The sequence below is a fragment of the Haloarcula sp. S1AR25-4 genome, assembly GCF_031624555.1.
Taxonomy (GTDB): domain Archaea; phylum Halobacteriota; class Halobacteria; order Halobacteriales; family Haloarculaceae; genus Haloarcula; species Haloarcula pellucida.
Genome location: NZ_JAMQOR010000002.1, coordinates 238107 through 260028, shown reverse-complemented (window position 1 = coordinate 260028; position 21922 = coordinate 238107). Strand labels below are relative to the sequence as shown.

At 65.6% G+C, this 21922-nt stretch carries 22 protein-coding genes; 8 read left to right on the top strand and 14 right to left on the bottom strand.

Features of this window, described 5'->3' with window-relative positions; all coding sequences use genetic code 11:
• Positions 1–10 precede the first annotated feature (10 nt).
• The 4 genes from NDI85_RS09990 to NDI85_RS09975 all read left to right on the top strand — a co-directional run bounded on the left by NDI85_RS09990 (position 11) and on the right by NDI85_RS09975 (position 7283).
• Positions 11–3070: a hypothetical protein gene (locus NDI85_RS09990; RefSeq protein ID WP_310915670.1), complete on the top strand. Its 3060-nt coding sequence runs from the start codon at positions 11–13 to the stop codon at positions 3068–3070.
• Positions 3071–3165: 95 nt separating this feature from the next.
• The gene (hmgB, locus tag NDI85_RS09985; RefSeq protein ID WP_310915669.1) at positions 3166–4503 is read left to right on the top strand and encodes a hydroxymethylglutaryl-CoA synthase; all 1338 of its coding nucleotides are present in this window, start codon (positions 3166–3168) and stop codon (positions 4501–4503) included.
• A 315-nt stretch (positions 4504–4818) separates the two neighbouring features.
• Entirely contained in the window at positions 4819–6072 is a 1254-nt protein-coding gene (locus tag NDI85_RS09980) for a multicopper oxidase domain-containing protein (protein ID WP_188998920.1), read from the top strand.
• Positions 6069–7283 carry a ZIP family metal transporter gene (locus NDI85_RS09975; RefSeq protein WP_188998917.1) on the top strand — a complete coding sequence of 405 codons (1215 nt, stop codon included), beginning with the start codon at positions 6069–6071 and terminating at the stop codon, positions 7281–7283. Before NDI85_RS09980 ends, NDI85_RS09975 begins: the two co-directional genes overlap by 4 nt.
• A gap of 18 nt (positions 7284–7301) precedes the next feature.
• Here NDI85_RS09975 and NDI85_RS09970 read toward each other — a convergent pair whose 3' ends face one another.
• The 3 genes from NDI85_RS09970 to NDI85_RS09960 are packed head-to-tail and all read right to left on the bottom strand — an operon-like array spanning position 7302 to position 9261.
• Entirely contained in the window at positions 7302–8009 is a 708-nt protein-coding gene (locus NDI85_RS09970) for a helix-turn-helix domain-containing protein (protein WP_188998914.1), read from the bottom strand.
• Between the two features lie 54 nt (positions 8010–8063).
• Positions 8064–8651 (bottom strand): type IV pilin, encoded by a 588-nt coding sequence (locus NDI85_RS09965; protein WP_188998911.1) that lies wholly within the window; start codon positions 8649–8651, stop codon positions 8064–8066.
• A gap of 43 nt (positions 8652–8694) precedes the next feature.
• A complete protein-coding gene (locus NDI85_RS09960; RefSeq protein ID WP_310915668.1) occupies positions 8695–9261 on the bottom strand; it encodes a hypothetical protein in 567 nt (188 codons plus the stop codon).
• Between the two features lie 91 nt (positions 9262–9352).
• Here NDI85_RS09960 and NDI85_RS09955 point away from each other — a divergent pair, with 91 nt between their 5' ends.
• The gene (locus tag NDI85_RS09955; protein WP_310915667.1) at positions 9353–10849 is read left to right on the top strand and encodes a replication factor C large subunit; all 1497 of its coding nucleotides are present in this window, start codon (positions 9353–9355) and stop codon (positions 10847–10849) included.
• A gap of 24 nt (positions 10850–10873) precedes the next feature.
• Here the strand turns inward: NDI85_RS09955 and NDI85_RS09950 are convergent, their stop codons facing one another.
• From NDI85_RS09950 to NDI85_RS09925, 6 genes are all read right to left on the bottom strand, one after another.
• Entirely contained in the window at positions 10874–11077 is a 204-nt protein-coding gene (locus tag NDI85_RS09950; RefSeq protein ID WP_310915666.1) for a hypothetical protein, read from the bottom strand.
• 115 nt (positions 11078–11192) lie between these two features.
• Positions 11193–12176: an amino acid ABC transporter permease gene (locus tag NDI85_RS09945; RefSeq protein ID WP_188998898.1), complete on the bottom strand. Its 984-nt coding sequence runs from the start codon at positions 12174–12176 to the stop codon at positions 11193–11195.
• A complete protein-coding gene (locus NDI85_RS09940; protein ID WP_188998895.1) occupies positions 12176–12916 on the bottom strand; it encodes an amino acid ABC transporter ATP-binding protein in 741 nt (246 codons plus the stop codon). Before NDI85_RS09940 ends, NDI85_RS09945 begins: the two co-directional genes overlap by 1 nt.
• A complete protein-coding gene (locus tag NDI85_RS09935) occupies positions 12913–13587 on the bottom strand; it encodes an amino acid ABC transporter permease (RefSeq protein ID WP_166971738.1) in 675 nt (224 codons plus the stop codon). Before NDI85_RS09935 ends, NDI85_RS09940 begins: the two co-directional genes overlap by 4 nt.
• A gap of 4 nt (positions 13588–13591) precedes the next feature.
• Positions 13592–14398, bottom strand: coding sequence for a basic amino acid ABC transporter substrate-binding protein (locus tag NDI85_RS09930; RefSeq protein ID WP_310915665.1), 807 nt, complete (start codon positions 14396–14398; stop codon positions 13592–13594).
• Positions 14399–14491: 93 nt separating this feature from the next.
• Positions 14492–15001: a cytochrome AA3 biosynthesis protein gene (locus NDI85_RS09925; RefSeq protein ID WP_166971733.1), complete on the bottom strand. Its 510-nt coding sequence runs from the start codon at positions 14999–15001 to the stop codon at positions 14492–14494.
• 402 nt (positions 15002–15403) lie between these two features.
• On the opposite strand from NDI85_RS09925, the gene NDI85_RS09920 reads away from it, so the two are divergent.
• Positions 15404–17656 carry an NADP-dependent malic enzyme gene (locus NDI85_RS09920; RefSeq protein WP_310915664.1) on the top strand — a complete coding sequence of 751 codons (2253 nt, stop codon included), beginning with the start codon at positions 15404–15406 and terminating at the stop codon, positions 17654–17656.
• A gap of 31 nt (positions 17657–17687) precedes the next feature.
• Here the strand turns inward: NDI85_RS09920 and NDI85_RS09915 are convergent, their stop codons facing one another.
• Entirely contained in the window at positions 17688–17930 is a 243-nt protein-coding gene (locus tag NDI85_RS09915; RefSeq protein WP_310915663.1) for a hypothetical protein, read from the bottom strand.
• Between the two features lie 195 nt (positions 17931–18125).
• Between NDI85_RS09915 and NDI85_RS09910 the strand changes: the two genes are divergently transcribed.
• Positions 18126–19013: an NAD(P)-dependent oxidoreductase gene (locus NDI85_RS09910; protein ID WP_310915662.1), complete on the top strand. Its 888-nt coding sequence runs from the start codon at positions 18126–18128 to the stop codon at positions 19011–19013.
• Between the two features lie 85 nt (positions 19014–19098).
• Here NDI85_RS09910 and NDI85_RS09905 read toward each other — a convergent pair whose 3' ends face one another.
• The 4 genes from NDI85_RS09905 to NDI85_RS09890 all read right to left on the bottom strand — a co-directional run bounded on the left by NDI85_RS09905 (position 19099) and on the right by NDI85_RS09890 (position 21192).
• Entirely contained in the window at positions 19099–19761 is a 663-nt protein-coding gene (locus NDI85_RS09905; RefSeq protein WP_166971725.1) for a ribonuclease H, read from the bottom strand.
• Positions 19762–19852: 91 nt separating this feature from the next.
• Complete coding sequence (locus tag NDI85_RS09900) at positions 19853–20095, bottom strand: hypothetical protein (protein WP_166971723.1); 243 nt, start codon at positions 20093–20095, stop codon at positions 19853–19855.
• A 204-nt stretch (positions 20096–20299) separates the two neighbouring features.
• Positions 20300–20710, bottom strand: coding sequence for a hypothetical protein (locus tag NDI85_RS09895; RefSeq protein ID WP_310915661.1), 411 nt, complete (start codon positions 20708–20710; stop codon positions 20300–20302).
• A gap of 44 nt (positions 20711–20754) precedes the next feature.
• A complete protein-coding gene (locus NDI85_RS09890) occupies positions 20755–21192 on the bottom strand; it encodes a pyridoxamine 5'-phosphate oxidase family protein (RefSeq protein WP_188998876.1) in 438 nt (145 codons plus the stop codon).
• A gap of 155 nt (positions 21193–21347) precedes the next feature.
• Here NDI85_RS09890 and NDI85_RS09885 point away from each other — a divergent pair, with 155 nt between their 5' ends.
• The gene (locus NDI85_RS09885) at positions 21348–21920 is read left to right on the top strand and encodes a HalX domain-containing protein (RefSeq protein ID WP_396275528.1); all 573 of its coding nucleotides are present in this window, start codon (positions 21348–21350) and stop codon (positions 21918–21920) included.
• Positions 21921–21922 lie beyond the last annotated feature (2 nt).

Below are 21922 nucleotides of genomic sequence, written 5' to 3'. Positions count from 1 at the left end.
ACTACCCTGCATGGATTTGGTCGGGGACCGGAGAGCACAGTCGGTCCAGGTGGGGGCCGTACTGTTGTTCGCCGTCCTCGTCGTCGCGTTTTCGAGCTATCAGGCCTTCGTGGTCCCACAGCAGAACGAGGAGATTGAGTTCAACCACAACCAGCGGGTCCACACCCAGATGCAGGACCTGCGAAACGCCATCGTCTCGCAGGTCGGCGGCGGGTCGTCGGCGTCGGTGTCGGTGACACTCGGGACGAACTACCCGAGTCGGGCCGTCGCGGTCAACCCGGGGCCGCCGTCCGGGTCGTTGCGGACGAACGGCACCGTCGACGCCTCGAAGGACCTGACGCTCAGTAACGCCGTCGCGAGCGGTGAGACCGGTGACCTCTGGGATGGGTCGCCCCGGCGGTACAACACCGGTACGCTGGTCTACGAACCGAACTACAACCTCTATGGCTCGGCTCCCACCACCTACTACGAGCACTCCGTCGCGTACAACCAGTTCAGGAGCGACGCGCTGCCGTTGTCGGGACAGACGCTCGTCGAGGGGCGCCGCATCTCGCTGGTCGCGCTGAACGGGTCGCTCGGCAGGTCTTCGAGCGGGACGACGACGGTAGACGTCGAACCGGTGAGCCAGTCGACCCGCACCGTCACCGTCACAGACGACGGAACGAACCCGGTATCCGTCTCGCTGCTGACGCGGCTCTCCCCCACGCAGGTCCAAGGTCTCCTCGACGAGGAGTACGATCCCGGTGGCACCGACCCCGACGCCTACGTCACCAGCGTGAGCAAGACCGGCGAGAACGGGCCGTTCAACAACGTCACGATTGCGTTCGAGTCGGGTGTTGACTACCGACTCCAGATGGCGAAAGTCGGCGTCGGGTCGCGCGTCACCGACGAGGATGACGCCTACGTCACGGTCGTCGACTCGGGTGACGCGACGGTCACACAGAGCGGCGAGACCGAGATCGTCCTTGAAGTGCGAGACGCGTACAACAACCCCGTCGAGGGGGTGACCGTCGAGGCCAGCGACAACAGTTCCAGTCCGGGGTCGTTCGCAGATACGACCCGCAGTACCGACCAAGATGGACGAGTCACGTTCACGTACAACACTGACGGGTCCACCGCGACGACGCCCCATCAACTCAACTTCACGACGACGGAGGCCATCACCGGCGACGCAGCGGTGACACCGAACCTCGGTTCGTTCGACGCCGGGGACCCGAAGAACGTCACGCGAACGGTGACCGTCGAGTCCGAGAGTACCGGTCTCCCAGCGGGGAGTGTCTCCCTCGTCTCGGCGCTGGCGAAAGACGACGACGACGCGGACGGCGACGGCGACGCCAACACCGTTCCCGGCGGCGTGGACCTCTCCTTCCAGAACACCTACAACAAAGAGATAACCGTCACCGACATCGACATCCGACCGGCTGATACGACTATCGACGCCCTCGCCGACGAGTCGGCGGGCATCGGACCGACGGACAACGAGTACTACGTGGACGGCGACGTGCAGGACGCGTACGTCGACTTCAGCCAGTTTTCCTCCGGATTCTCCGGCCGGGACGGCGTTTCGCTCCCGCGCGAGACCGACCTCGACATCGACGGGCGCATCAACGCCGACAACGCCCGCGTCTCCGCCGGGACGACGTTCACGGCGTACCTCTATGAGTTCTACCGCTACGACGAAGGGTCGGGGACCGCCTCGAACGTCGACATGCGGGGCGAACAACTCCTGGTGTCGCTGACGTACACCGTCGACAGCGTGGTCTACGAACGGACGTACACCGTCTCGCCCGCCGACACCAGCGGTTCGTTCAGTAGCACGCGGGCCACTGGACTGGTGCCCAACGCGAAGCAAGAACAAACGCTGACGTTTACGCCCTCGACGACGCTTCCGGCGGGGACGACGGTCACCATCAACCTCGACGACCCGCAGACGGTGAGTCCGTTGCAGGTCGACTACGGGTCGGCTTCCATCGCCTCGGCCGGCGGCGGGTCCGCCACCTGGGTCTCTCAGTCCGACGACGACCGGACCCGCATCGAGTACACCCCGTCGAGCGACGTCGCGGCGGGAACGCAAGTCTCCATCAGACTGACCGACGTCATCGCCGGCGACCAGAGCGACCAGTCGAACCCGTACTCGGTGCCGTTCACCCGGGCCGATACGGGTAACACCGTGACCGACGACTTCTCGGTCACTCGCGGGGCCGGTACCTCGGCCCTCGACAGCGTGAGCGTCGACGACCTAGACCCCAACACCGGGAGCCAGACCCAGCAAATATCGTTCTCACCGACGTCCGGGACTACGCTCCCGAACGGCGAGACGGTGTACGTCGACCTCTCGAACGCACAGGGTGCCGACGACGTGAACTACGGCAGTGCGAGCGCCACCGTCGCTGGCGGCGGTGGGTCCGTCCAGTTCCTCGAACAGGGCAGTGACGTCGTCCTGCAGTACACCTCTGACGGGGCGACAGACGGCGACATCATCACGCTCGAACTGACCGGCGTCAGCACGGGGTCGGGCGCGAACTCGCCGTACACCGTCGGCCTCAGTCGGAGCGACGCCGACACCGCCGGCACGACGTTCGCGGTCAGTTCCCCGAGCGTCCAGAACGGCATCCGGTACGAAGGCGGCCTCACGACCACCGGAAGTAACAGTGCGGTCCAATTCGAGATTAGCAACAGCGATTCGAACTTCGCACGGATTCAGGCCGTCTCTATCACTGCACGAAACGGCGTGTCCGGAGAGATATACAACGACGGGCCGCGCGAGATAGACATATCTGGCGGTGATTCAGACGGCTATCGAGACGTTGACGGCAACCCGACTTCCAGAGCGCTCTCGGCAGACGGTAGTCGTATCGACTTAGACCAGAACGCGGTCCTCAGTACCACAGGCGGCGGAAGTAGCGCGGTCGTGTTCGTCGGGCAGTTCGGGACGGCGAGCGGGAACACGTTCACCCAGTACGACTTTACCGGGCTAACGAAAGTGACGAGTTCGGACAACTGGGACGTTCGTGTCACCATCGAGTTACAAAACCGGGGAGACGTCGTCTATTACTTCCAGGAGACCTGATCGACGACATCGACCGTCGTTACCGTCTCCGAAATTCGACGGTCGTCGAATACACAGTCGACAAACACATATGCCGTCCCCGTAACTCTCAATCTATGACAGCAGTCGGTATCGACGCGATGGAGATCTGGACAGGGAAACTGAAGCTGGACCTCGCCGAGACGTTCGCGCCGGCCCAAGGTGACGACCCCGGGAAGTACACGAAGGGGCTGGGGCTGCACGCCTCCTCGTTCCCGGACGTCTACGAGGACATCGTGACGATGGCGGCCAACGCCGCCCACCGACTGATGGAGCGCAAGGGGCTCGAACCGGCGGACATCGGCCGCATCGACGTGGCGACGGAGTCCTCTTTCGACAACTCCAAGCCCGTCTCGACGTACGTCGCGGGCTGTCTCGAACAGGTCTACGACGGCGACTTCCACCACGCGAACAAGGGCGAGCGGAAGTTCGCCTGTATCGCGGGCACACAGAGCTTAGACGACGCTTACAACTGGATTCGAGCCGGTCGGAACCGCGGCCGGGCGGCCATCGTCATCGCCACGGACACGGCGCTGTACGCCCGCGACGACCCCGGCGAGGCCACGCAGGGGGCCGGCGCCGTCGCGATGCTCGTCGACGAGGACCCGAGCCTCGTGGAACTCTCCACCGAACAGGGCTTCGGTAGCGCCGACGAGACGGACTTCCTCAAGCCGAACCAGCAGTTCCCCTCCGTCGACGGGAAGCGCTCGGTGAACGTCTATCTGGCACGGATGCGCGAAGCGCTGGACGACTTCGCGTCGCAAGTCGGCGACATCCATCCCGACGACTACCCGCTGATTCCGTTCCACACGCCGTTCCCCGGCATGGTCCGGAAGGCCGCGGCGCTGGGCTACCGGCACATCATCCGCGGCACCGACGTCGAGGACCTCGTCGCCGAGGAAATCGGCCACCAACCGATGCGCGAGGACTTCGAGTCCGACGACGCGTTCCGCGACGCCATCCGGGAATACACCGACGCGCTAACCGAGACAGAGCGCTACCAGGACTGGTACGCCGACACTATCGACCCGACGCTGGAGATCTCACGCGAGGTCGGGAACTGGTACACCGGGTCGGTCCACATCGCCCGCGCCGCCGGTCTGAAACACGCCCGCGAACACGGCCGCGAGTTAGCCGGCAAACAGCTACTGGTCGCCTCCTACGGGTCGGGCGCACAGGCCGAGGTCCACGCCGAGACGGTCGTCCCCGGTTGGGAGGAGGAGATCGCCCAGTTGAACATCGACGAGCAGAATCGCAAGCGGTACAACCTCTCGTTCGAGGAGTACGAGCAGATTCACGACGTCCACAACCACGACACGAACGCCGACGTCGAGGAGTTCACTGCACCCGAATCGGAGTTCGTCTTCGATGGCTGGGGGCGGATGGGCGAACGGAAGTACCGGTACGTAGAGTAGACCGGACCCGGACGACGTGCGGTCCGCGTAAACGACGAGCGGGGAACGACGTCACTCGCGAGGCGTCTCACTCCGCTCGACGGGTCGTTCCGGCGCGGCGGCTTTTCGATCGGTGTTCCTGTCACCGAGAGACGTATCCACGCCGCAACATCGCTTTGAACCGCCAGACTGGCCCGTACTGCCGTCGTACACGCGCGATCTTACCATCGGCATACTTTTATTTTAGACGAATCTAATCTCGACTATGCAGAAGTCTAAAAACTGGAACGGCGTCGAGTTCTCTCGGCAGTCGAATCCCGATGGTGGTGCTGTCTGATGCCCGACGACGGGCCACGGTCGACCGGCGACCGCGAGGACGCGGCGGAACTCACCGAGTCGCTCTCTGACCGACTCGTCAGTGCCGTCAAAGACGACGCGGCGGTCAGTCGCCGTGCGGTACTGGGCGGGTTGGGGCTCGCAGGCGCGAGCGCCGTGGGGCTCTCCGGCGGTGCCACTGCGTCGGGCGACCACGATGGCGCCGAATCGCCACACGGTCGCGCCGGCGTCGTCGGCGAGTTCCAATCTGCGGATTTCGATCCACACGAGTTCCTCCGGACGTTCGAGACTGGAACGGTCAAGATGGAAGACGGGCAGCGCGTCCGAGAGTTCGAACTGGACGCGTCGCTCCGAGAGATCGAAATCGCGCCGGGCGTCACGTTCCCGGCGTGGACCTACGACGGGCAGGTCCCCGGGCCGACGTTGCGGGCCGTCGAGGGAGAACTCGTTCGCGTTCGGTTCAGCAACGGTCAGGACCACCCCCACACGATCCACCCGCATCTGAAGAACGTCGACCCGCAGATGGACGGCATCCCCCAGAACGGCCCGGGCGTCATCGAACAGGGCGAGCGGTTCGTCTACGAGTGGCAGGCCCGGCCGGCGGGGTGTCACTTCTATCACTGCCACTCCATGCCGCTGAAAGAACACATCCACCGCGGGCTCTACGGCGCGATGATCATCGACCCCGACCCGGAGCGCGTCCGGCAGAACCCGCGCGACTACGTCAACTACCACGGCCCGATGACCGACGACCTGCGCGCCGAGTTGGTCGAGGAAGCCGAACTGCGTAACCACGAGTACCGCGCCGACGAAGTCGACGAGATGGTGATGGTGATGAACGGCTTCGACACCAACTTCGACGGCGACAACGAGGTGTACGCCGCGAACACGCGGGCCTTCGCCTACGGCGTCGGGTCGACCGACGCCGAGAACGGCGAGTGGGAGGCCGGCGAGACGGTCAAGCCGATACAGATACGACGCGACCAGCGTCAGCGGGTGTACCTGATTAACGCCATCGAGTTCGACCTCGTCAACTCCTTTCACACCCACTCGCAGTTCTTCGACTACTACGACCACGGGACGACGCTGAAACCGACACACAAGACCATCGACACCATCATGCAGTGTCAGGCACAGCGCGGTATCGTCGAACTGGACTACTCGGACCATCAGCCGGGGCTGTATATGTTCCACGCCCACCAGTCGGAGTTCGCCGAACTCGGCTGGATGAGCTTCTTCGAGGTGCGAGCATGACCGACGAACGTACCGACGGTGGCGCGACCGTTGCTCGCGGCGGAATGCCCTTTGGCCTCCCGACGTGGGTCGGGGCCGTTGCACCGCTCGTCTTGCTCGCCGTCGTCGTCGCGGGGTTCGTCTTTCTGAACCCGTTCGCCGGACTGGTGACCGGTGGCGCGTTGCCCGACGTCACGGTCACGCACGCGTCGCTGCCGAACGACGAGACGGTGGTCCTCCACGTGACCAACAACGGGCCGGACCCCGTGACGATCAGTCAGGTGCTCGTCAACGACGCCTACTGGGACTTCACGCTGTATGCCGGCGGCGAGGCGACGAACACCCTCGCACCGATGGAGAGCGGGCGCGTCGTCGTCCCGTACCACTGGACGCCGGGGTGGGACCTTCACACCGGTCTCGTCCTCTCGGACGGGACGACGTTCACGCACACGATTCCGGCCCCGCAGGTGTCGCCGGGGCTCACCGGTGAGTTACTCGGCCTGCTGGCCGTCGTCGGTCTGTTCGTCGGCGTCATCCCCGTCGCACTCGGGATGCTGTGGTACCCCGTGATGCAAGGCATGAGCGACCGGTCGCTGCACGCTATCCTGCTGTTCGCCGTCGGCGTGCTGGCGTTTCTGGCGTTCGACGCCGGGTTCGAAGCGTTCGAGTTGGCGGCCGAGGTGCCCGGCGCCTTCGAGGGGAACCTCCTCGTCGTGCTGGGAATCCTCGGGGCCCTCTTGCTGGTGCAGGCCGTCTCGGCGTGGAACGCTTCGGGTGACGTGAATCCGCTGGGTATCGCCTACCTCGTCGCCCTCTCCATCGGCCTGCACAATCTCGCCGAAGGGCTGGCCATCGGGAGTTCGGTGGCGCTGGGGCGCGTCTCGCTTGGCGCGTTCCTCGTCGTCGGCTTTATGATTCACAACGTCACGGAAGGCCCGGCAGTGGTCGCCCCCGTCGCCGACGGCGAGCGCCCGGCCCTCTGGCACTTCGTCGCGCTGGGTGCCATCGCCGGCGCGCCGGTCATCCTCGGCGGGTGGATAGGCAGCATCGCCTTCTCGCCGACGCTGGGGGCGCTGTTTCTCGCCATCGGCGTGGGCGCTATCCTGCAGGTGAACTGGGAGATCGGGACGATGGTCCGGCGTCGCGGGTCGCTGGGCACGCCGACGAACGTCCTCGCGTTCCTCGTCGGCCTCGCCGTGATGTACGCGACGGACCTACTCGTCGCGCTCTGAGCGACGAGCAACCCGACGTTACGGGAGGCTCCGTAACCCGTCCAGCACGTCCTCTATATCCCGGTCCGTGACCGCGAGCGAGAAGTCGTCGATGCGAGCCAGATCGGCCGCCTTCTCCCACACGTCGTCGCTGTCGAGGCCGTGCAGGATGACGGCGTTCGGCGTCGGCGAGACGACGCGCAGCGCCACGAGCGGGGACTCCCCGCGGGTGACGTTCGTAAACACCAGCGCGCGGTTGGTCGACTGGCCGTACAGTTGATAGAACTCGTCGGAGGAGAGGCGCGTGATGGCGGCGATGGAGTTGATGACGGTGTGGCCGGCGACGGTGTCCTGCCCGCCGCGGTGGAGTTCCTCGGCGCCGATGGCGTCGTACACTCGCTCGACGGAGACGTTGGCCGAGTACTCCCGCAGGTCGTGGACCACGTCGCTGTCGAACCCCGAGGACAGCACGCGGGCGTGCTGTCGGATGTGGTCGCCGCCTCGCTCTTCGTCGATGTCTAAAAGCGCCCCGACGAGTCGCCGGACGACGGCGATACCCGGGTTGTCCCGACGCCCGCTCTCGTAGTCGGAGACGACCGACGGTGAGACGTCCAACCGGTCGGCCAACGCCGTCTGTGCAACGCCGAAGTCGGTACGCCACTTCCGCAGAGTCGCCCCCGGGTCGTCGCTGAGTGCGACTTCGCCGGCTATCTTCTCGGCGAGTTGGGCGCGCGCGCCGCGTGTCATTAGTTAGCAAGATTATCGGACTGGAACAAAAACGTACCGGAACGCCGGTCCCCATCAGGACGCCGTCACCGACTCTTCGACGAGGACGGCGCCCGTCGGCGTGTGGACGACCCGAACGGTGAAGCGGTCACCGGAGTCGAGGGGACACTCGCTCGTCGCCAGACGGAACTGGGCCGTCTCGCCGGCGCTCCACGTCCCGTCGTCGTCGACGTCGCCCGTCCCGATAGGCCCCTCGACGGCGTCGTAGGCGTTGTCGAAGACGTCGTCGCCGCGGACGTACGCCTCGGTCGGCCGGAGGTCGTCACCCTCCGCGGGGAGGTTCACCAACCGACCCGACTTCCCGCAGGCGTCGCTGGCGTCGACGACCAGTTCGAGGTCGGCGACGCGTAACGGGTCGCCGGCGAGGTGCGTGACGCGGACTATCTGGTCGGTGTAACGGCCACCGCCGGTCGCGTATCGCTCGAACTCGCCGCTGGACTGGGCGACGGTCGGGGCCGGGCCGCGTAGGTCACTCGCGTACCCCACGGTAGCGGCGGTCACCGAGGCGGCGAGGACGACGACGAGAGCGACGAGCAGTACCACTGCGACCACGGGCGTGACCGCTCGCTCGTCGCCTGTCTGACTCGGGTATCGACGTGCCACGGCCGTCCGTGGCCGCGCCTTCCCACGTAAACGCTTGGCCGCGTCAGTCGCCGCCGAGTGCCGTGCCGAGGACTGCCCCGAGCGTCCCGAAGACGACGGGGTAGAGGATGCCTGCGAGGACGACGGCGGTCAGGAGGTCGGGCGACCCACCGCTCCCCTCGCCGACGCTGACCGCGAACAGCAGTGCCCCGACGACTGCCAGCGGGAGGTAGCCCAGCGTGACCGCCGGGCCGACCCGGAGCGCACGCGCCGTCTCGACCGCGCCGTCGACACGGGCGGCCGCGAGACCGGCGGCGGTCAATAGAGCGGGCGGAATCACGTACAGCACGGGCGACAGCGAGTCGCTCTCGGCGACGAAGTTCACTGCGTCGGTACCGCCGAGCAAGGGCACGTCGACGGTGACGGTCGTCGTGACGAACTGGGCGTTGAAGAACACCCAGCCCACTATCTTCCACGCGGCGTTCTCGTCGCCGAACGCCTCGGCGATGCCGGTCAGTATCGAGTCCCTGACCACGGAGATGCTGAGGGCGTACACCAGTACGTACGCGAGGACGAACGCGACGGCACCGGCCGCCGCGGCGGCGACGTAGCTACGGCTGTCTTCGTTCATGACGGGTCAGACGCCGCCTGCCGGCGGTAAATGCCTTCGGGCCACGTTGTCTCCGCAACCCCTAAACGCCGGTCGCACCAACCACGGTCCAATGGACTGGACGGAGAAGTACCGCCCGAGTACGCTCTCGGAGGTACGGGGCAACAACAAGGCCCGCGACGCGCTGAAGGAGTGGGCTGATACGTGGGAGAGCCACCGCGAGGCGGTCGTCCTCCACGGCACGCCCGGCGTGGGCAAGACCTCCGCCGCTCACGCGCTGGCCAACGACATGGGCTGGCCGACCATCGAACTCAACGCCAGCGACTCACGCACCAAAGACGTCATCGAACAGGTCGCCGGCGAGGCGGCGAAGTCCGGCACCCTCACCGCCGGCGGGGCGGGGCGACGCCTCGTGGTGATGGACGAGGCCGACAACATCCACGGCAACGCCGACCGGGGCGGTGCCCGTGCCATCGCCTCGCTCGTGAAGGAGGCCAACCAGCCGATGATCCTCATCGCCAACGAGTACTACGAGATGTCCAACTCCCTGCGCAACAACTGTCAGGACATCGAGTTCTCGGCGGTGCAGAAGCGCTCTATCGTCCCCGTCCTCCGTGACATCTGCCGGAAGGAGGGCGTCGAGTACACCGACGCGGTCATCGAGGACATCGCCGAGCAGAACAGCGGCGACCTGCGCGGGGCCATCAAGGACCTGCAGGCGACCGCCGAGGGCCGCGACCGTATCGAGGCCGACGACTACGTCTCCGGCGAACGGGACACCTCCGAGGGCATCTTCGAGTACCTCGACGTCGTGCTGAAGGAGGGCACCGCCGAGGAGGCCCTGAAGGCCAGTTACGACGTCGACGAGACGCCCGACGACCTCATCAACTGGATAGAGGACAACATGCCCAAAGACTACGAGGGCGCGGAACTCGCGACGGCCTACGAGTTCCTCTCGAACGCCGACCGGTGGCTCGGCCGGGTGCGAGCGACGCAGAACTACTCGTTCTGGCGCTACGCGGGCGACAACATGACCGCCGGCGTCGCCGCCGCCCGCGACGGGAAGAAGGGTGGCTGGACCCGCTACGGGCCACCCTCGTACTGGTCGAAACTCGGCCGCTCGAAGGGGACCCGGAAGACCCGGGACTACGTCGCCCAGCAGATCGCTGCCGTCGACGGCGTCTCGATGCGGACCGCCCGCCGGGAGATTATGCCGTTCCTCGCGACGATGACCCACCACTGTACGAACCGCGAACTGACGGTGGCGATGGCCGCCACCTACGACATGGAGGCCGAACACGTCGCCTTCGTCACGGGGTCGGGCAAGGACACCAACAAGGTCCAGTCCATCGTCGAGGACGCCGAGCGACTGCAGGAGGAGGCCGCCGTCGAACACTCCGGCGGTGCGTTCGCTGGCGGGTCCGCGAGCGGTGCCGAGGCGAGCGAGGGCGACACCGCGGACGAAGACGGCGACGAGGACTCGCAGGCGACCCTCGGTGGAGCGGCCGACGACGGCGAGGAGGCCGAGACAGCGGACGAAGAGGAGGTGCCCGACAGCGACGCCGCCGAAGAGGACGACCAGCAGTCCGGGCTCTCGGACTTTATGTGACCCTCAGTCACACACATACGTCACTCATACTCCCCATCCGTCGCTTTCTATCACCCCGCACACCACCCTGCTATGACCGACGGCTACGCCATCGTCGACGCCGGCGAGGTGACGACGCCGCACACCCACGCGGGCCAAGAGGAGGTATTCGTGGCGCTGACTGATGGTCAGATAGCCATCGAGGGTGAGGTGCAGGACGTGCCGCAGGACGGCGTCGTCCGCGTCCACGAGGACACCGTCAGGAACCTCTGTAACCACACCGAGACGCGACACGTCTGGGTGGCGTTCGGGGGTCGGCACCGCCGAGGACTTCGGCGCGTACGTCGTCGAAGACGGGGGGTAGTCAGGCCTGTCGCTTCCCGCCGATACCGGGTATCGCGGTTCGATCCTCGACGAGATTCATCAGGAGCGACGCCGAGACGACCAGCGCGAGGTAGAACAGCGCCGCCAGCACGAACAGTTCCGTGTAGCGGAAGGTGTCGTTGGCGATGGACTCCGCCTGGAAGAACAACTCCCGGACCGTGATAAAGGCCGCCAGCGAGGAGTACTTGATGAGGTAGACGAGTTCGTTCGACCACCCGGGGATGGCGTAGCGAAGCCCCTGCGGGAGGACGACGTAGCGGATACCGTCCACCTTCGAGAGGCCGATAGACCGGGCGGCGGTCAACTGGCCGGCGTCGACCGACTCCAGCGCTGACCGGATGTACTCGGCCTGGTACGCCGCGCTGTTGAGGGTGAAGCCGATGATGGCGACCCACACGGCCGTCGCGGGGACGAACCCGACGCCGACGCCGGGCACCTCGCGGATGATCTGGGTCAGCGGCAGGCCGAAGTACAGCACGAATAGCTGGGCGAGTAGTGGCGTCCCGCGGATGAGTTCGGTGTAGGACAGCGAGAGCCACCGCAGGCCTCGGCCGCCGTAGACGCGAGCGACCGACAGCGGCACCGCCAGCACGAACCCGAAGGCGATGCCGGCGACGGTGAGGACGATGGTGAGCCACGCGCCGCGAGCGAGGGAGGGGAGCGAGGGGATGGCGCCGGCGACGAACCCGAGGAGACCGGCGACCACGTCCAGCGGCGCGCCGGCGACGCCCAGCGAGGCGGCGGTCGCACCGAGCGACTCGGCGGCGGTGGCGAACGGCGCCGCCGGAACGAACGACTGGTCGCTCGGGAACGCCAGCCCGTCTGGCAGGAGGAAGTCGTTCGTCCAGCGCAGGAGCAACCAGCCCCAGAACGCCACGAGGCCGGCGAGCGCCCACGGTCTGTCGGTGTCGACGGTGACGGTGGTGCGGACCTCGTCGGCGACGGACGGTTCTTCGGCGCTCATCAGTGGCCGTTCGACTGGAGCCCCGTCAGGAACTCGCTGGTTCGGTCGTGTTCCGGCCGCTGGAACAACTGTTCGGGCGGCCCCGACTCGACGATGCGACCGCTGTCGAGGAAGTGGATGTCGTCGGCCGCAGAGCGGGCAAAGCCCATCTCGTGGGAGACGACGAGCATCGTCATCCCGCGCTCTGCGAGGTCACGCATCACCTCGACCACCTCGCCGACGAGTTCGGGGTCCAGGGCGCTGGTCGGCTCGTCGAACAGCATCAGTTTCGGCTCCATCGCCAGCGCGCGGGCGATGCCGACCCGCTGTTGCTGGCCGCCCGAGAGTTCGGCGGGGTAGGAGTCCGCCTGTGCGGCCAATCCCACCTGTGCGAGGTGGTCGGCGGCCCGTTCCGTCGCCTCGGCTTCGGGCACGCCCAGCACCCGTTTCAGGCCGAGCGTGATGTTCTCCAGCGCGGTGAGGTGGGCAAAGAGGTTGAAGTCCTGAAACACCATGCCGACGTCCTGCCGGAGTTCGTTTACGTCAGTCTCCGGGTCGTAGACCGGCGTCCCGTCCAGCCAGATGCCGCCGCTGTCTATCTCGGTCAGGCGGTTGATACAGCGCAGCATCGTCGACTTCCCGCTGCCGCTGGGGCCCATGAGGACGTCGACGTCCCCGCGGTCCATCTCGAAACTGACACCCTTCAGTACCTCCTCGTCTCCGTAGGACTTGTGTACGTCCTCGACTCGTAGCAGTGTCATGAACTCTCTCCCGACGGAATCGCGTAGTACTCGCTCAGGCGGTCCAGCGCCCGGTTCGTCCCGAACGTCAGCACGAAGTAGACGGCGCTGATGGCGACGAACACCTCCAGCACGGCCGTCGACCGGCCGCTCTGGGTGAACAGGTCGTAGCCCCGGGTCAACAGCTCCGCGAGGCCGATGGCGAAGGCGATGCTCGTGTCCTTCAGGACGATGGTGAACTCGTTCTGGAAGCCGGGCATCGACCGCCGGAGCGCCTGCGGGACGACGACGTGGCGGATGGCCTCGAATCGACTCATCCCGACGGCGCGGGCCGCCTCCATCTGCCCCTCGTCGACGCTCTGGAGTGCCCCCCTGAATATCTGTGACTGGTAGGCCGCGCTCCGCAGTCCTAGCCCGACGGTGGCCGTCACGAACGCCGACTTCGAGATCGAGACGACGAAAAAGAGGACGAGCATGATGACGACGATGGGCGTCCCACGGAGGACGACGCCGCTGACGCTCACGATGCGCTGTGCGATGCCCTCGCCGTACACCTCGACAGCCCCGGCCGGGAACCCCAGCAGGAAGCCGAGCAACAAGCTGGTCAGCGTCAGGCCGACGGTGACGGCCGCGCCGGTCAGCAGGTAGTCGAAGTTGTCGAGGACGAACGCCCAGTCGCCTGCCTGCAACATCGATTTACTCGCCGAACCACTTTCGCGTCAGTTCCTCGTAGGTGCCGTCCTCGCGGACCGTCGAGAGTCCCGAATTGAGGGCCTCTTGGCGAGCGTCGTCGTCGGTGCGGACGCCGAAGCCGAACTTCTCGCCGGTCTCGTAGACGAACGCGACCTCGACGGACCGGTTCGCCGCGAACGTGTTGGCGACGGGCACGTCGATGACGACGGCGTCGACGTTGCCGTTCTGGAGGTCCTGAATGGCCAGCACGTAGTTGTCGTAGGCGTTGTACTGGTTCTCGGTGATCTCGTCGCCGACGAGTTCGTCCTGTACGACGCCTTCGCCGGTCGTCCCCTTCTGGGCGCCGACCGGGCGGTCGGCGAGGTCCGAGAGGCTCTCGGGGGCGAAGTCGCCGTCCGAGCGAACGACGATGGCCTGATCCGAGGAGTAGTATGGGTCGCTGAAGTCGATGGTTTGGTCGCGGTCGTCGTTGATGGTCATCCCGGCCGCGATGACGTCGATGTTGTTGTTCGTGAGTGCGGGGATGAGCGAGTCGAACTCGAATTCCTTCCAGCCGGAGAACTGGTACTCGGTCTCCGAGACCACGGCTTCGAGTAGGTCGATGTCGAATCCGACGAGGTCGCCGCCCTCTTTCATCTCGAACGGCGGGAACCCTGGCGCAGTGCCGGCCGTGATAGTCGGTCGCTCGGTGCCAGCGTCACCGCCGTCACCGCTGTCGCCATCACCGGAACATCCGGCTACCGAGAGCGTCACTGCCGTCCCGCCAACGGTGGTGAGGTACTGTCGTCGCGAGAGTCCTTTGTCTGACATGGACGGTACATGGTCGCATGCCCGGATTAGTGTTACGAACCGGTTACTACCGGTGTTGTACGTTCTTCGAAACGTTTGGACGGAATCGGGCGGTCAGTCGGAACTGGGACTGGCGTCGGCGTCCGCCGTCGACTCGCTCGCCGAGGTGTCCGACCGGGTTTCGGCGGGCGAACTGGCCCCGTCGAACGTCCACGCGGTCGCCGCGACCATCGCGGTCAGAATCGTCAGCGCGGCGGCGTGGTGGAGCACCTGTGCGGCCGCGCCGAAGTTGATGATGGTGTTTGCACCGAGCAGTATCTGGACGGGGAGGACCACGGTGGCGACGCCGGTCGCGTACTTGATGCGCGTCGAGTACCCGCCGCGCCACGCGGCGACGGTAGAGCCGAGGATAGCGAACCCGGTAATCATCGCGACCAGACGGTGGAACCACTCGACGAAACTCGCCCAGTTAGCCGGGAACAGTCCCATCCAGCCGTCACACAGTGGCCATCGGGCCCCGCACGTCAGTCCCGCACCGATGGCACCGGTGTACACCCCGAGCAGGATGAGGCCGAACGTCAGGGCTGTCGTCGCCGTGAGTAGCCGACGGAAGCGGTCGGTCATACTCGGACCTTGGTGCGCTCGTACTTAGCCCCTTCTTTGGGTGGCGGAGGCTGTAGACGCCACGCCGTCCGAGACACAAGCCACTGCCTTTCACACCGCATCGCTGTACGACGCCGTCGAACTCGTCACCGTCGCAGAGATGGGGCGGACGCGTCCTCGACGTGATATCGAGTGCCCGTCGACGCCGTCTCGTCCGTCAGTCGAGCGGTTGCAGACGCGAACGAGAGACGGGTGCGTACCGAGGCTCCGCCACGGACCAGCAGTCCGCGACGACCGAACTCGCGAATACCGTCGCCGGCACGCGGTGTCGAGACTGCCCGAAAGATTTCGACAGTCGTTGAGGTTGACTACGTCGCTTGACGGTAAACTTGCCTTTTTGATGGCCGGGAACGACGTCTCGGTATGGGACTTGACGAAGACGCACTCGACTATCACAGCCGGGACCCGCCCGGCAAGATAGAGATAGCGACGACGAAACCGACCAATACACAGCGGGACCTCTCACTGGCGTACTCACCCGGCGTCGCCGCACCCTGCGAAAAGATCGCGGAGAACCCAGAGCGGGCCTTTACTTACACAGCGAAGGGGAACATGGTCGCCGTCGTCTCGGATGGGTCCGCGGTGCTGGGGTTGGGCGACATCGGACCGGAGGCCTCAAAGCCAGTGATGGAGGGGAAAGGCGTCCTGTTCAAGCGCTTTGCCGACATCGACGTCTTCGACATCGAACTAGACACGGACGACGCCGACGCGATGGTCGAAACCGTCCGGGCGATGGAACCGACCTTCGGCGGCATCAATCTCGAAGACATCGCCGCTCCGGAGTGTTTCGAAGTCGAGCGCCGCCTCCGGGAGGAGATGGACATCCCGGTGTTCCACGACGACCAGCATGGTACTGCTATCATCTCCGGGGCCGCGCTGGTCAACGCCGCCGACATCGCCGGGAAGGACCTCGCCGACCTCGACATCGTCTTCTCCGGGGCCGGCGCGAGCGCCATCGCTACCGCCCGTTTCTACGTCTCGCTGGGCGCGACGAAAGCGAACATCACGATGTGTGACTCCTCGGGCATCATCACTGCAGACCGCGCCGAGCACGAGGACCTCAACGAGTTCAAACAGGAGTTCGCCCGGGACGTTCCGGAGGGCGACCTCGCGGACGCGATGGCCGGTGCCGACGTGTTCGTCGGCCTCTCTATTGGCGGCATCGTCGACGAGACGATGGTCCAGTCGATGGCGTCGGACCCCATCATCTTCGCGATGGCCAACCCCGATCCCGAAATCGACTACGAGGACGCCAAACACGCCCGCGACGACGCCGTCATCATGGCCACCGGGCGCTCTGACTACCCCAATCAGGTGAACAACGTGCTGGGGTTCCCGTTCATCTTCCGCGGCGCACTGGACGTGCGCGCCACCGAAATCAACGAGGAGATGAAGGTGGCCGCCGCCGAAGCGTTGGCCGACCTCGCCCGACAGGACGTGCCCGACGCCGTCGTCAAGGCCTACGGCGACCAACCGCTCCAGTTCGGGCCGGAATACATCATCCCCAAACCGCTGGACCCCCGCGTGCTCTTCGAGGTGACGCCAGCCGTCGCGAAGGCTGCGATGGACAGCGGCGCCGCGCGCAAGGAGTTAGACCTCGACGACTACGTCGAACGGCTGGAAGCGCGGTTGGGCAAGTCCCGCGAGATGATGCGCGTCGTCCTCAACAAGGCCAAGAGCGACCCCAAACGGGTGGTGCTGGCGGAGGGCGACGACGAGAAGATGATTCGAGCGGCCTACCAACTCGTCGAACAGGGCATCGCCCAACCGGTCCTGCTGGGCGACGCCGACGAGATAGAGGCGACGCGTCGCCGGTTCGGACTGGAGTTCGACCCCGTGGTGGTCGACCCGGAGACGGCCGACGTCGAGGCGTACGCCGACCGCCTGTACGAACTCCGCCAGCGCAAGGGCGTCACGCGGCGCGAGGCCGAGGAACTGGTCCGTGACGGCAACTACCTCGGCAGCGTGATGGTCGAGATGGGCGACGCCGACGCGATGCTGACCGGCCTGACTCACCACTACCCCTCGGCCCTGCGCCCGCCCCTGCAGGTCATCGGCACCGCCGAGGACGCCGACTACGCCGCCGGCGTCTACATGCTGACGTTCAAGAACCGCGTCATCTTCTGTGCGGACGCGACGGTCAATCAGGACCCCGACGCCGACGTGCTCGCAGAGGTAACTCGACACACTGCCGAGTTGGCCCGCAGTTTCAACGTCGAACCACGCGCGGCGATGCTGTCGTACTCGAACTTCGGCAGTGTCGACACCGACGGAACCCGAAAACCCCGCGAGGCCGTGGCGAAGTTACAGGCCGACGACCGGGTGGATTTCCCGGTCGACGGGGAAATGCAAGCCGACACCGCCGTCGTCGAGGACATCCTCAACAGTACCTACGAGTTCTCCGAACTCGACGACCCCGCGAACGTGCTCGTCTTCCCGAACCTCGAAGCGGGCAACATCGGCTACAAACTGCTCCAGCGACTCGGTGGCGCCGAGGCTATCGGTCCGATGCTCGTCGGGATGGACAAACCGGTCCACGTCATCCAGCGTGGTGACGAGGTCAAGGACATCGTCAATCTCGCGGGCGTGGCAGTCGTAGACGCCCAGCAGGAGTGATCACGGCGACGTCGTCGCTACGGCGGTCGTTTCACCTGCCTGTGGGCGGGTTGATGAAGAGGGCGTCGACGACGGCAGTCAGTGCCAGTACCGACCCGACGGCGAGCGCTTTCGGAACCGCAACGCCGACCAGTCCGGCGGCGACGACCGTCAGCAGGAACGTCGTGGGGATGAGCGCGAGTACGAAGTCGTATCGGGAGAGCGACGGTGTCGGTGCCGACCGATCCGTGTGCTGTCCGTCCGAACTGTGAGTCCTGCTGCTACTGGTACTCATCTGTCTGTCACCTCCCAGTGGTTACTATACATCCCCTCCCACTTAAAGTTTGAGCTGTGTGACGTTGGAGGAACGTTGTTGAAGTCATATTCAAACGCCTGTGTAACTTATGCAGTGCTAAACCGTGCCGTCACAATGGTCTGCAGCGGGACACTCGCCACGACGGTTTTGTCTTCGGCCCCTCACTGGCGACGTATGGGAACAGTCGCGGTCACCGGCGGCAACGGTCGGGTCGGACAGGCGGTCCTCGAACACCTCGGTGTGGAAGGGTATCGGACCGTCAACATCTCTCGGGGGAAACCCGACGAGTCACACTCGGACGCCTATCTCACGACCGACTTGCTCGACGCCGGCGAGGTGTACGGGTCGCTCGCGAAGAGCGACGCCGACGCCGTCGTCCACCTCGGGATGCTCCCGACGCCCGAACGAACGCCGGGGTATCGGACCTTCGAGAGCAACGCCATGTCCACCTATCACGTACTGGAGGCCGCCGGCGAACTCGGCGTCGAGACGGTGACGCTCGCGTCGAGTTTCAGCGCCATCGGTGGCGGCTTCGAACCGGGCCCCATCACCGTCGACTACCTCCCGGTCGACGAGTCTCATCGACTCACCCCGTCGACGTCCTACGGGTTGGGCAAGCAGACGCTTGAGACCATCGCGGACGGGTTCGCGCGACGGACCGCCGACCGGCCACGGACTATCACGTCACTTCGGTTCCCGTGGGTCGTCGACGACGAGATGGCCCGCGAGACGTTCGTCGAGGCCGACCGGACGCTCGACGGCCTCCGGGCGACGGATACCCTCCACACCCAGCGCAATACACTGTTCACCTACGCACACGTCTCAGACGTGGTCGACCTCGTCCGGCGGTCGGTCGAGGCGGCGTTTGACGGCCACGAGCGCGTCTGGGTGTCGGCCCCCGATACGAGCGCGGAGACGCTGACGGAGGCAGTGGTGGCCGACCTGTTCCCGGACGCGGCGGTCCGGGCGGACCTATCGGACCACACCGCACTGGTCGATACGTCGAAGGCAGCACGGCTGTTCGATTGGGCCCCGTCTTGGAGCTGGCGGACGCTCGAATGACCGGTTAGGTGGTGTATAATCCGCCGAGATGGGCGTACCGTCGTCGGCTATCCGCGCCGGGACGAGCGTCGGCCCGCCCTCCGGGTCAGTCTGAGGCCCCGCCACGCTCCGACCGAGAGGGCGGCGGCACACGCTTGTCGGTGGACGTGGTCTGTGGGAGGACACAGCGGTCCGGTTCGCCGTTGACGTGGGCGTACTGGTCCGGCGCGTTGGCGAGCGGATGGGCCGGGTTTCGGTCGCTTGAGATGCGGGCCGCCCGAACCTCGCCGAAACTGTTGACGCGGGCCTGAATCCCCCGCCAGTGGAGGCCCGTCGCTGGCGGTACCGAGACGCTGTGGGGCGGGTCGTAGGCCGACCCGTGTGTCGCCAGTACCTCGGCGTTGACGTTCTCGGCGAGTTGGTCGTGGTCGATGAGCAGTCCGACGCGGGCGTCAGCCGGTGCCCGCGTCGCGAGGACGTCCAGTCCGAGGTGGAGCGCCCGGTACTCGGCGACGTTGTTGTCCGGCGCGCTGTCCGGTACCGAGAGACGGACGACTCGCTCGCCGTCTAGTGTCTCGACGACGACTCCCAGACCACCTCGCTCCGTCGGGCGTCCATCACTGGCGACGGGGTCGATTCCGTGCTGTCGGAAGGACCCGTCTGTGGCGATGTAGAAATCCCGATGGTGGCTACGAGGGGGGTGTGCGATGTGCGGCGTCGGTGACTCGTCGAACAAATCTCGTAGGGTCGGCCGGCCGTAAGCGGCCATACCAGTTCTTAGACGACTGGGAATATAAATATGTGGCCCCGACCCGCCGAGACAAAGTCGGGGCTGGGGCCGACAGACGCCACTCCGTCTCTCACTCTCGCGCGTACGAGTGGCCGAGGAGCAATGCGACGGCGTTACAGGCGACCAGTGCGGCGAACGCCGTCCTGACGGCCGGGGTCTCGAGGCCCGACGCCAGCAGCGGCAGGTAGAGGAACGGGAGGGCAATAGCTGTCCAAAAGGCGATGCCACGGAGGGGTTCCAGGAGGGTTTGGGGAACGTTCGGGACCGTTTCGTCGAGGCGGGCGAACAGTTCGTGTGCTGACGAACTCGACATGGAGTGACCTGTTCCCTCGTAGAACGGATACCGGCTTATAACCGCGAGAGCGTTCGTCCTATTTCGTTTCGTTTCACGCCACGCCCCGAGACGACCCCGACGTTTCACGCCACGATTAAATCCGCGTAGACGTTTTAGAATCCCCTCTCGTGCTGTTTCAGCCGGTACTATAGCAGTACAGATCGGTACGTTCGACCCCGTTTTTCAGGGACCCAATAGAGAGATATTAACTTCGTGGTCGACGGCCGGCACCGTGGCCGTGTCGACGACGTGGTCGCACACCGTCTCTCGCCATTCGTCGACGCGCCGTTCGTGGTACGCCCGGTGGCGCTCGACGGTGTACGTCTCCGTCTCGTCCGCACGGAGTTCGTCTGCGGTGTCGTCGGGCGTCGGATAGGCCGGTGCCGTGTCCGTCAAGAGTCGCTCCGGCGCGACGTGGAGTGTCTCCTCGTCGTCTCTCTGTACCACGTGGAGTCGCGCTCGCATCCGACCGCTGTATGGCGGCGTCGCACGGAGGACCGTCCGCGGTCCGTCACGGGCGTTTGCCTCCAGTGCCGCGGTGAGGTCTTCGGCACTGACGGCTAGCGAGCGAACGACCGACGGGTCGGGTGACATCGGCGGGGGTACGACCGCCAGCGACAAAGCCCCGACGGGTCGCGTCACATCCGACTGCTGTAGTCCCACGAGTGCAGGCGGTCGGGGGTGATCGTGATCGTCACCTCGCGACGGTCGGGCGACAGGAGTCGCTCGGCCAGCGGCGAGTCGGTCCCACCGAGGTACCGGTGGATGAGCGCTCGCAGCGTCGCTTTTCCCTCGTCCGGCGAGACTGTCGCGGTCCCGTTTCCTCTGACACCCCGGTACGGTGGGTCGTTGGTCGACACCTCGAAACTGACGACGTCGTCGTGTTCCAGATACCCGACCACAGCGGCGTCGGCGGCGGTCGCACACTGTAGCGTATCGTCCTCGTAGCGATACCACAGCGAGAGCATCCACGGGTCGCCATCGGGGCGTCGACACCCTAGCCGGATCGGTACCGTCGTCGACTCGAGGAAGTCCGTGAGTTCCTCGTCGGACCACGGACCCGTGACAGTGGCCATCGAGTGCCGATAGGTGGGCCGGTGTAAACTGTTCTGGGGTCCCGCTCGTCTACGCAGAATCACCATTGATAATCCGAGAGGTGGGTTTATTATTGCCATCCGGTAAGAACGCAATCAGAACAGTCGGTGGGGACACGATGACGAAGAAACAAAGTGTGCAAGCGACGACTCACTCGGGGACGGCGACGGTACTCGTGGTCGACGACGAACACGACGTCGCCGAACTCTATACGGCCTGGCTTGGAACAGACCACGACGTCCGGAGTGCTAACGACGGCGAAACCGCACTCGAGAAGATGGACGACGCCGTCGACGTCGTGTTTCTGGACCGGCAGATGCCGGGGATGTCGGGGGACGACGTGCTCGACGCCATCGAGAACCGGGGTCTCGACTGTCGCGTCGTGATGGTCACGGCCGTCGACCCGGGATTCGACATCGTCGAGATGCCGTTCGACGACTATCTCACGAAACCCGTCGGCCGCGAGGACCTGTTAGCGGCCGTCGACGAGATGCTCGTCCGCGATACGTACGACGACCACCTCAAGCAGTACTTCGCCATGGCGTCGAAGAAGGCGACGCTCGAATCCGAGAAAAACCACGCCGAACTCGACGCCCACGAGGAGTACCACGAGGTCAGCAGGCGCGTCGAGGAACTCCGCCAACGGGCCGACGACGCGGTCAACGAGTTCGACGACTTCGAGGCCGCGTTCCGGGAGTTTAGCGGGTAGCA

Bases quoted from the DNA above. Each gene is read 5' to 3' on its own strand.
- NDI85_RS09925 (WP_166971733.1), bottom strand. From the start codon at position 15,001: ATGACCGACCGCTTCCGTCGGCTACTCACGGCGACGACAGCCCTGACG.
- NDI85_RS09910 (WP_310915662.1), top strand. From the start codon at position 18,126: ATGGGAACAGTCGCGGTCACCGGCGGCAACGGTCGGGTCGGACAGGCG.
- NDI85_RS09945 (WP_188998898.1), bottom strand. From the start codon at position 12,176: ATGAGCGCCGAAGAACCGTCCGTCGCCGACGAGGTCCGCACCACCGTC.
- hmgB (WP_310915669.1), top strand. From the start codon at position 3,166: ATGACAGCAGTCGGTATCGACGCGATGGAGATCTGGACAGGGAAACTG.
- NDI85_RS09930 (WP_310915665.1), bottom strand. From the start codon at position 14,398: ATGTCAGACAAAGGACTCTCGCGACGACAGTACCTCACCACCGTTGGC.
- NDI85_RS09890 (WP_188998876.1), bottom strand. From the start codon at position 21,192: ATGGCCACTGTCACGGGTCCGTGGTCCGACGAGGAACTCACGGACTTC.
- NDI85_RS09895 (WP_310915661.1), bottom strand. From the start codon at position 20,710: ATGTCACCCGACCCGTCGGTCGTTCGCTCGCTAGCCGTCAGTGCCGAA.
- NDI85_RS09940 (WP_188998895.1), bottom strand. From the start codon at position 12,916: ATGACACTGCTACGAGTCGAGGACGTACACAAGTCCTACGGAGACGAG.
- NDI85_RS09960 (WP_310915668.1), bottom strand. From the start codon at position 9,261: ATGAACGAAGACAGCCGTAGCTACGTCGCCGCCGCGGCGGCCGGTGCC.
- NDI85_RS09905 (WP_166971725.1), bottom strand. From the start codon at position 19,761: ATGGCCGCTTACGGCCGGCCGACCCTACGAGATTTGTTCGACGAGTCA.
- NDI85_RS09955 (WP_310915667.1), top strand. From the start codon at position 9,353: ATGGACTGGACGGAGAAGTACCGCCCGAGTACGCTCTCGGAGGTACGG.
- NDI85_RS09935 (WP_166971738.1), bottom strand. From the start codon at position 13,587: ATGTTGCAGGCAGGCGACTGGGCGTTCGTCCTCGACAACTTCGACTAC.
- NDI85_RS09990 (WP_310915670.1), top strand. From the start codon at position 11: ATGGATTTGGTCGGGGACCGGAGAGCACAGTCGGTCCAGGTGGGGGCC.
- NDI85_RS09920 (WP_310915664.1), top strand. From the start codon at position 15,404: ATGGGACTTGACGAAGACGCACTCGACTATCACAGCCGGGACCCGCCC.
- NDI85_RS09980 (WP_188998920.1), top strand. From the start codon at position 4,819: ATGCCCGACGACGGGCCACGGTCGACCGGCGACCGCGAGGACGCGGCG.
- NDI85_RS09975 (WP_188998917.1), top strand. From the start codon at position 6,069: ATGACCGACGAACGTACCGACGGTGGCGCGACCGTTGCTCGCGGCGGA.
- NDI85_RS09970 (WP_188998914.1), bottom strand. From the start codon at position 8,009: ATGACACGCGGCGCGCGCGCCCAACTCGCCGAGAAGATAGCCGGCGAA.
- NDI85_RS09900 (WP_166971723.1), bottom strand. From the start codon at position 20,095: ATGTCGAGTTCGTCAGCACACGAACTGTTCGCCCGCCTCGACGAAACG.
- NDI85_RS09915 (WP_310915663.1), bottom strand. From the start codon at position 17,930: ATGAGTACCAGTAGCAGCAGGACTCACAGTTCGGACGGACAGCACACG.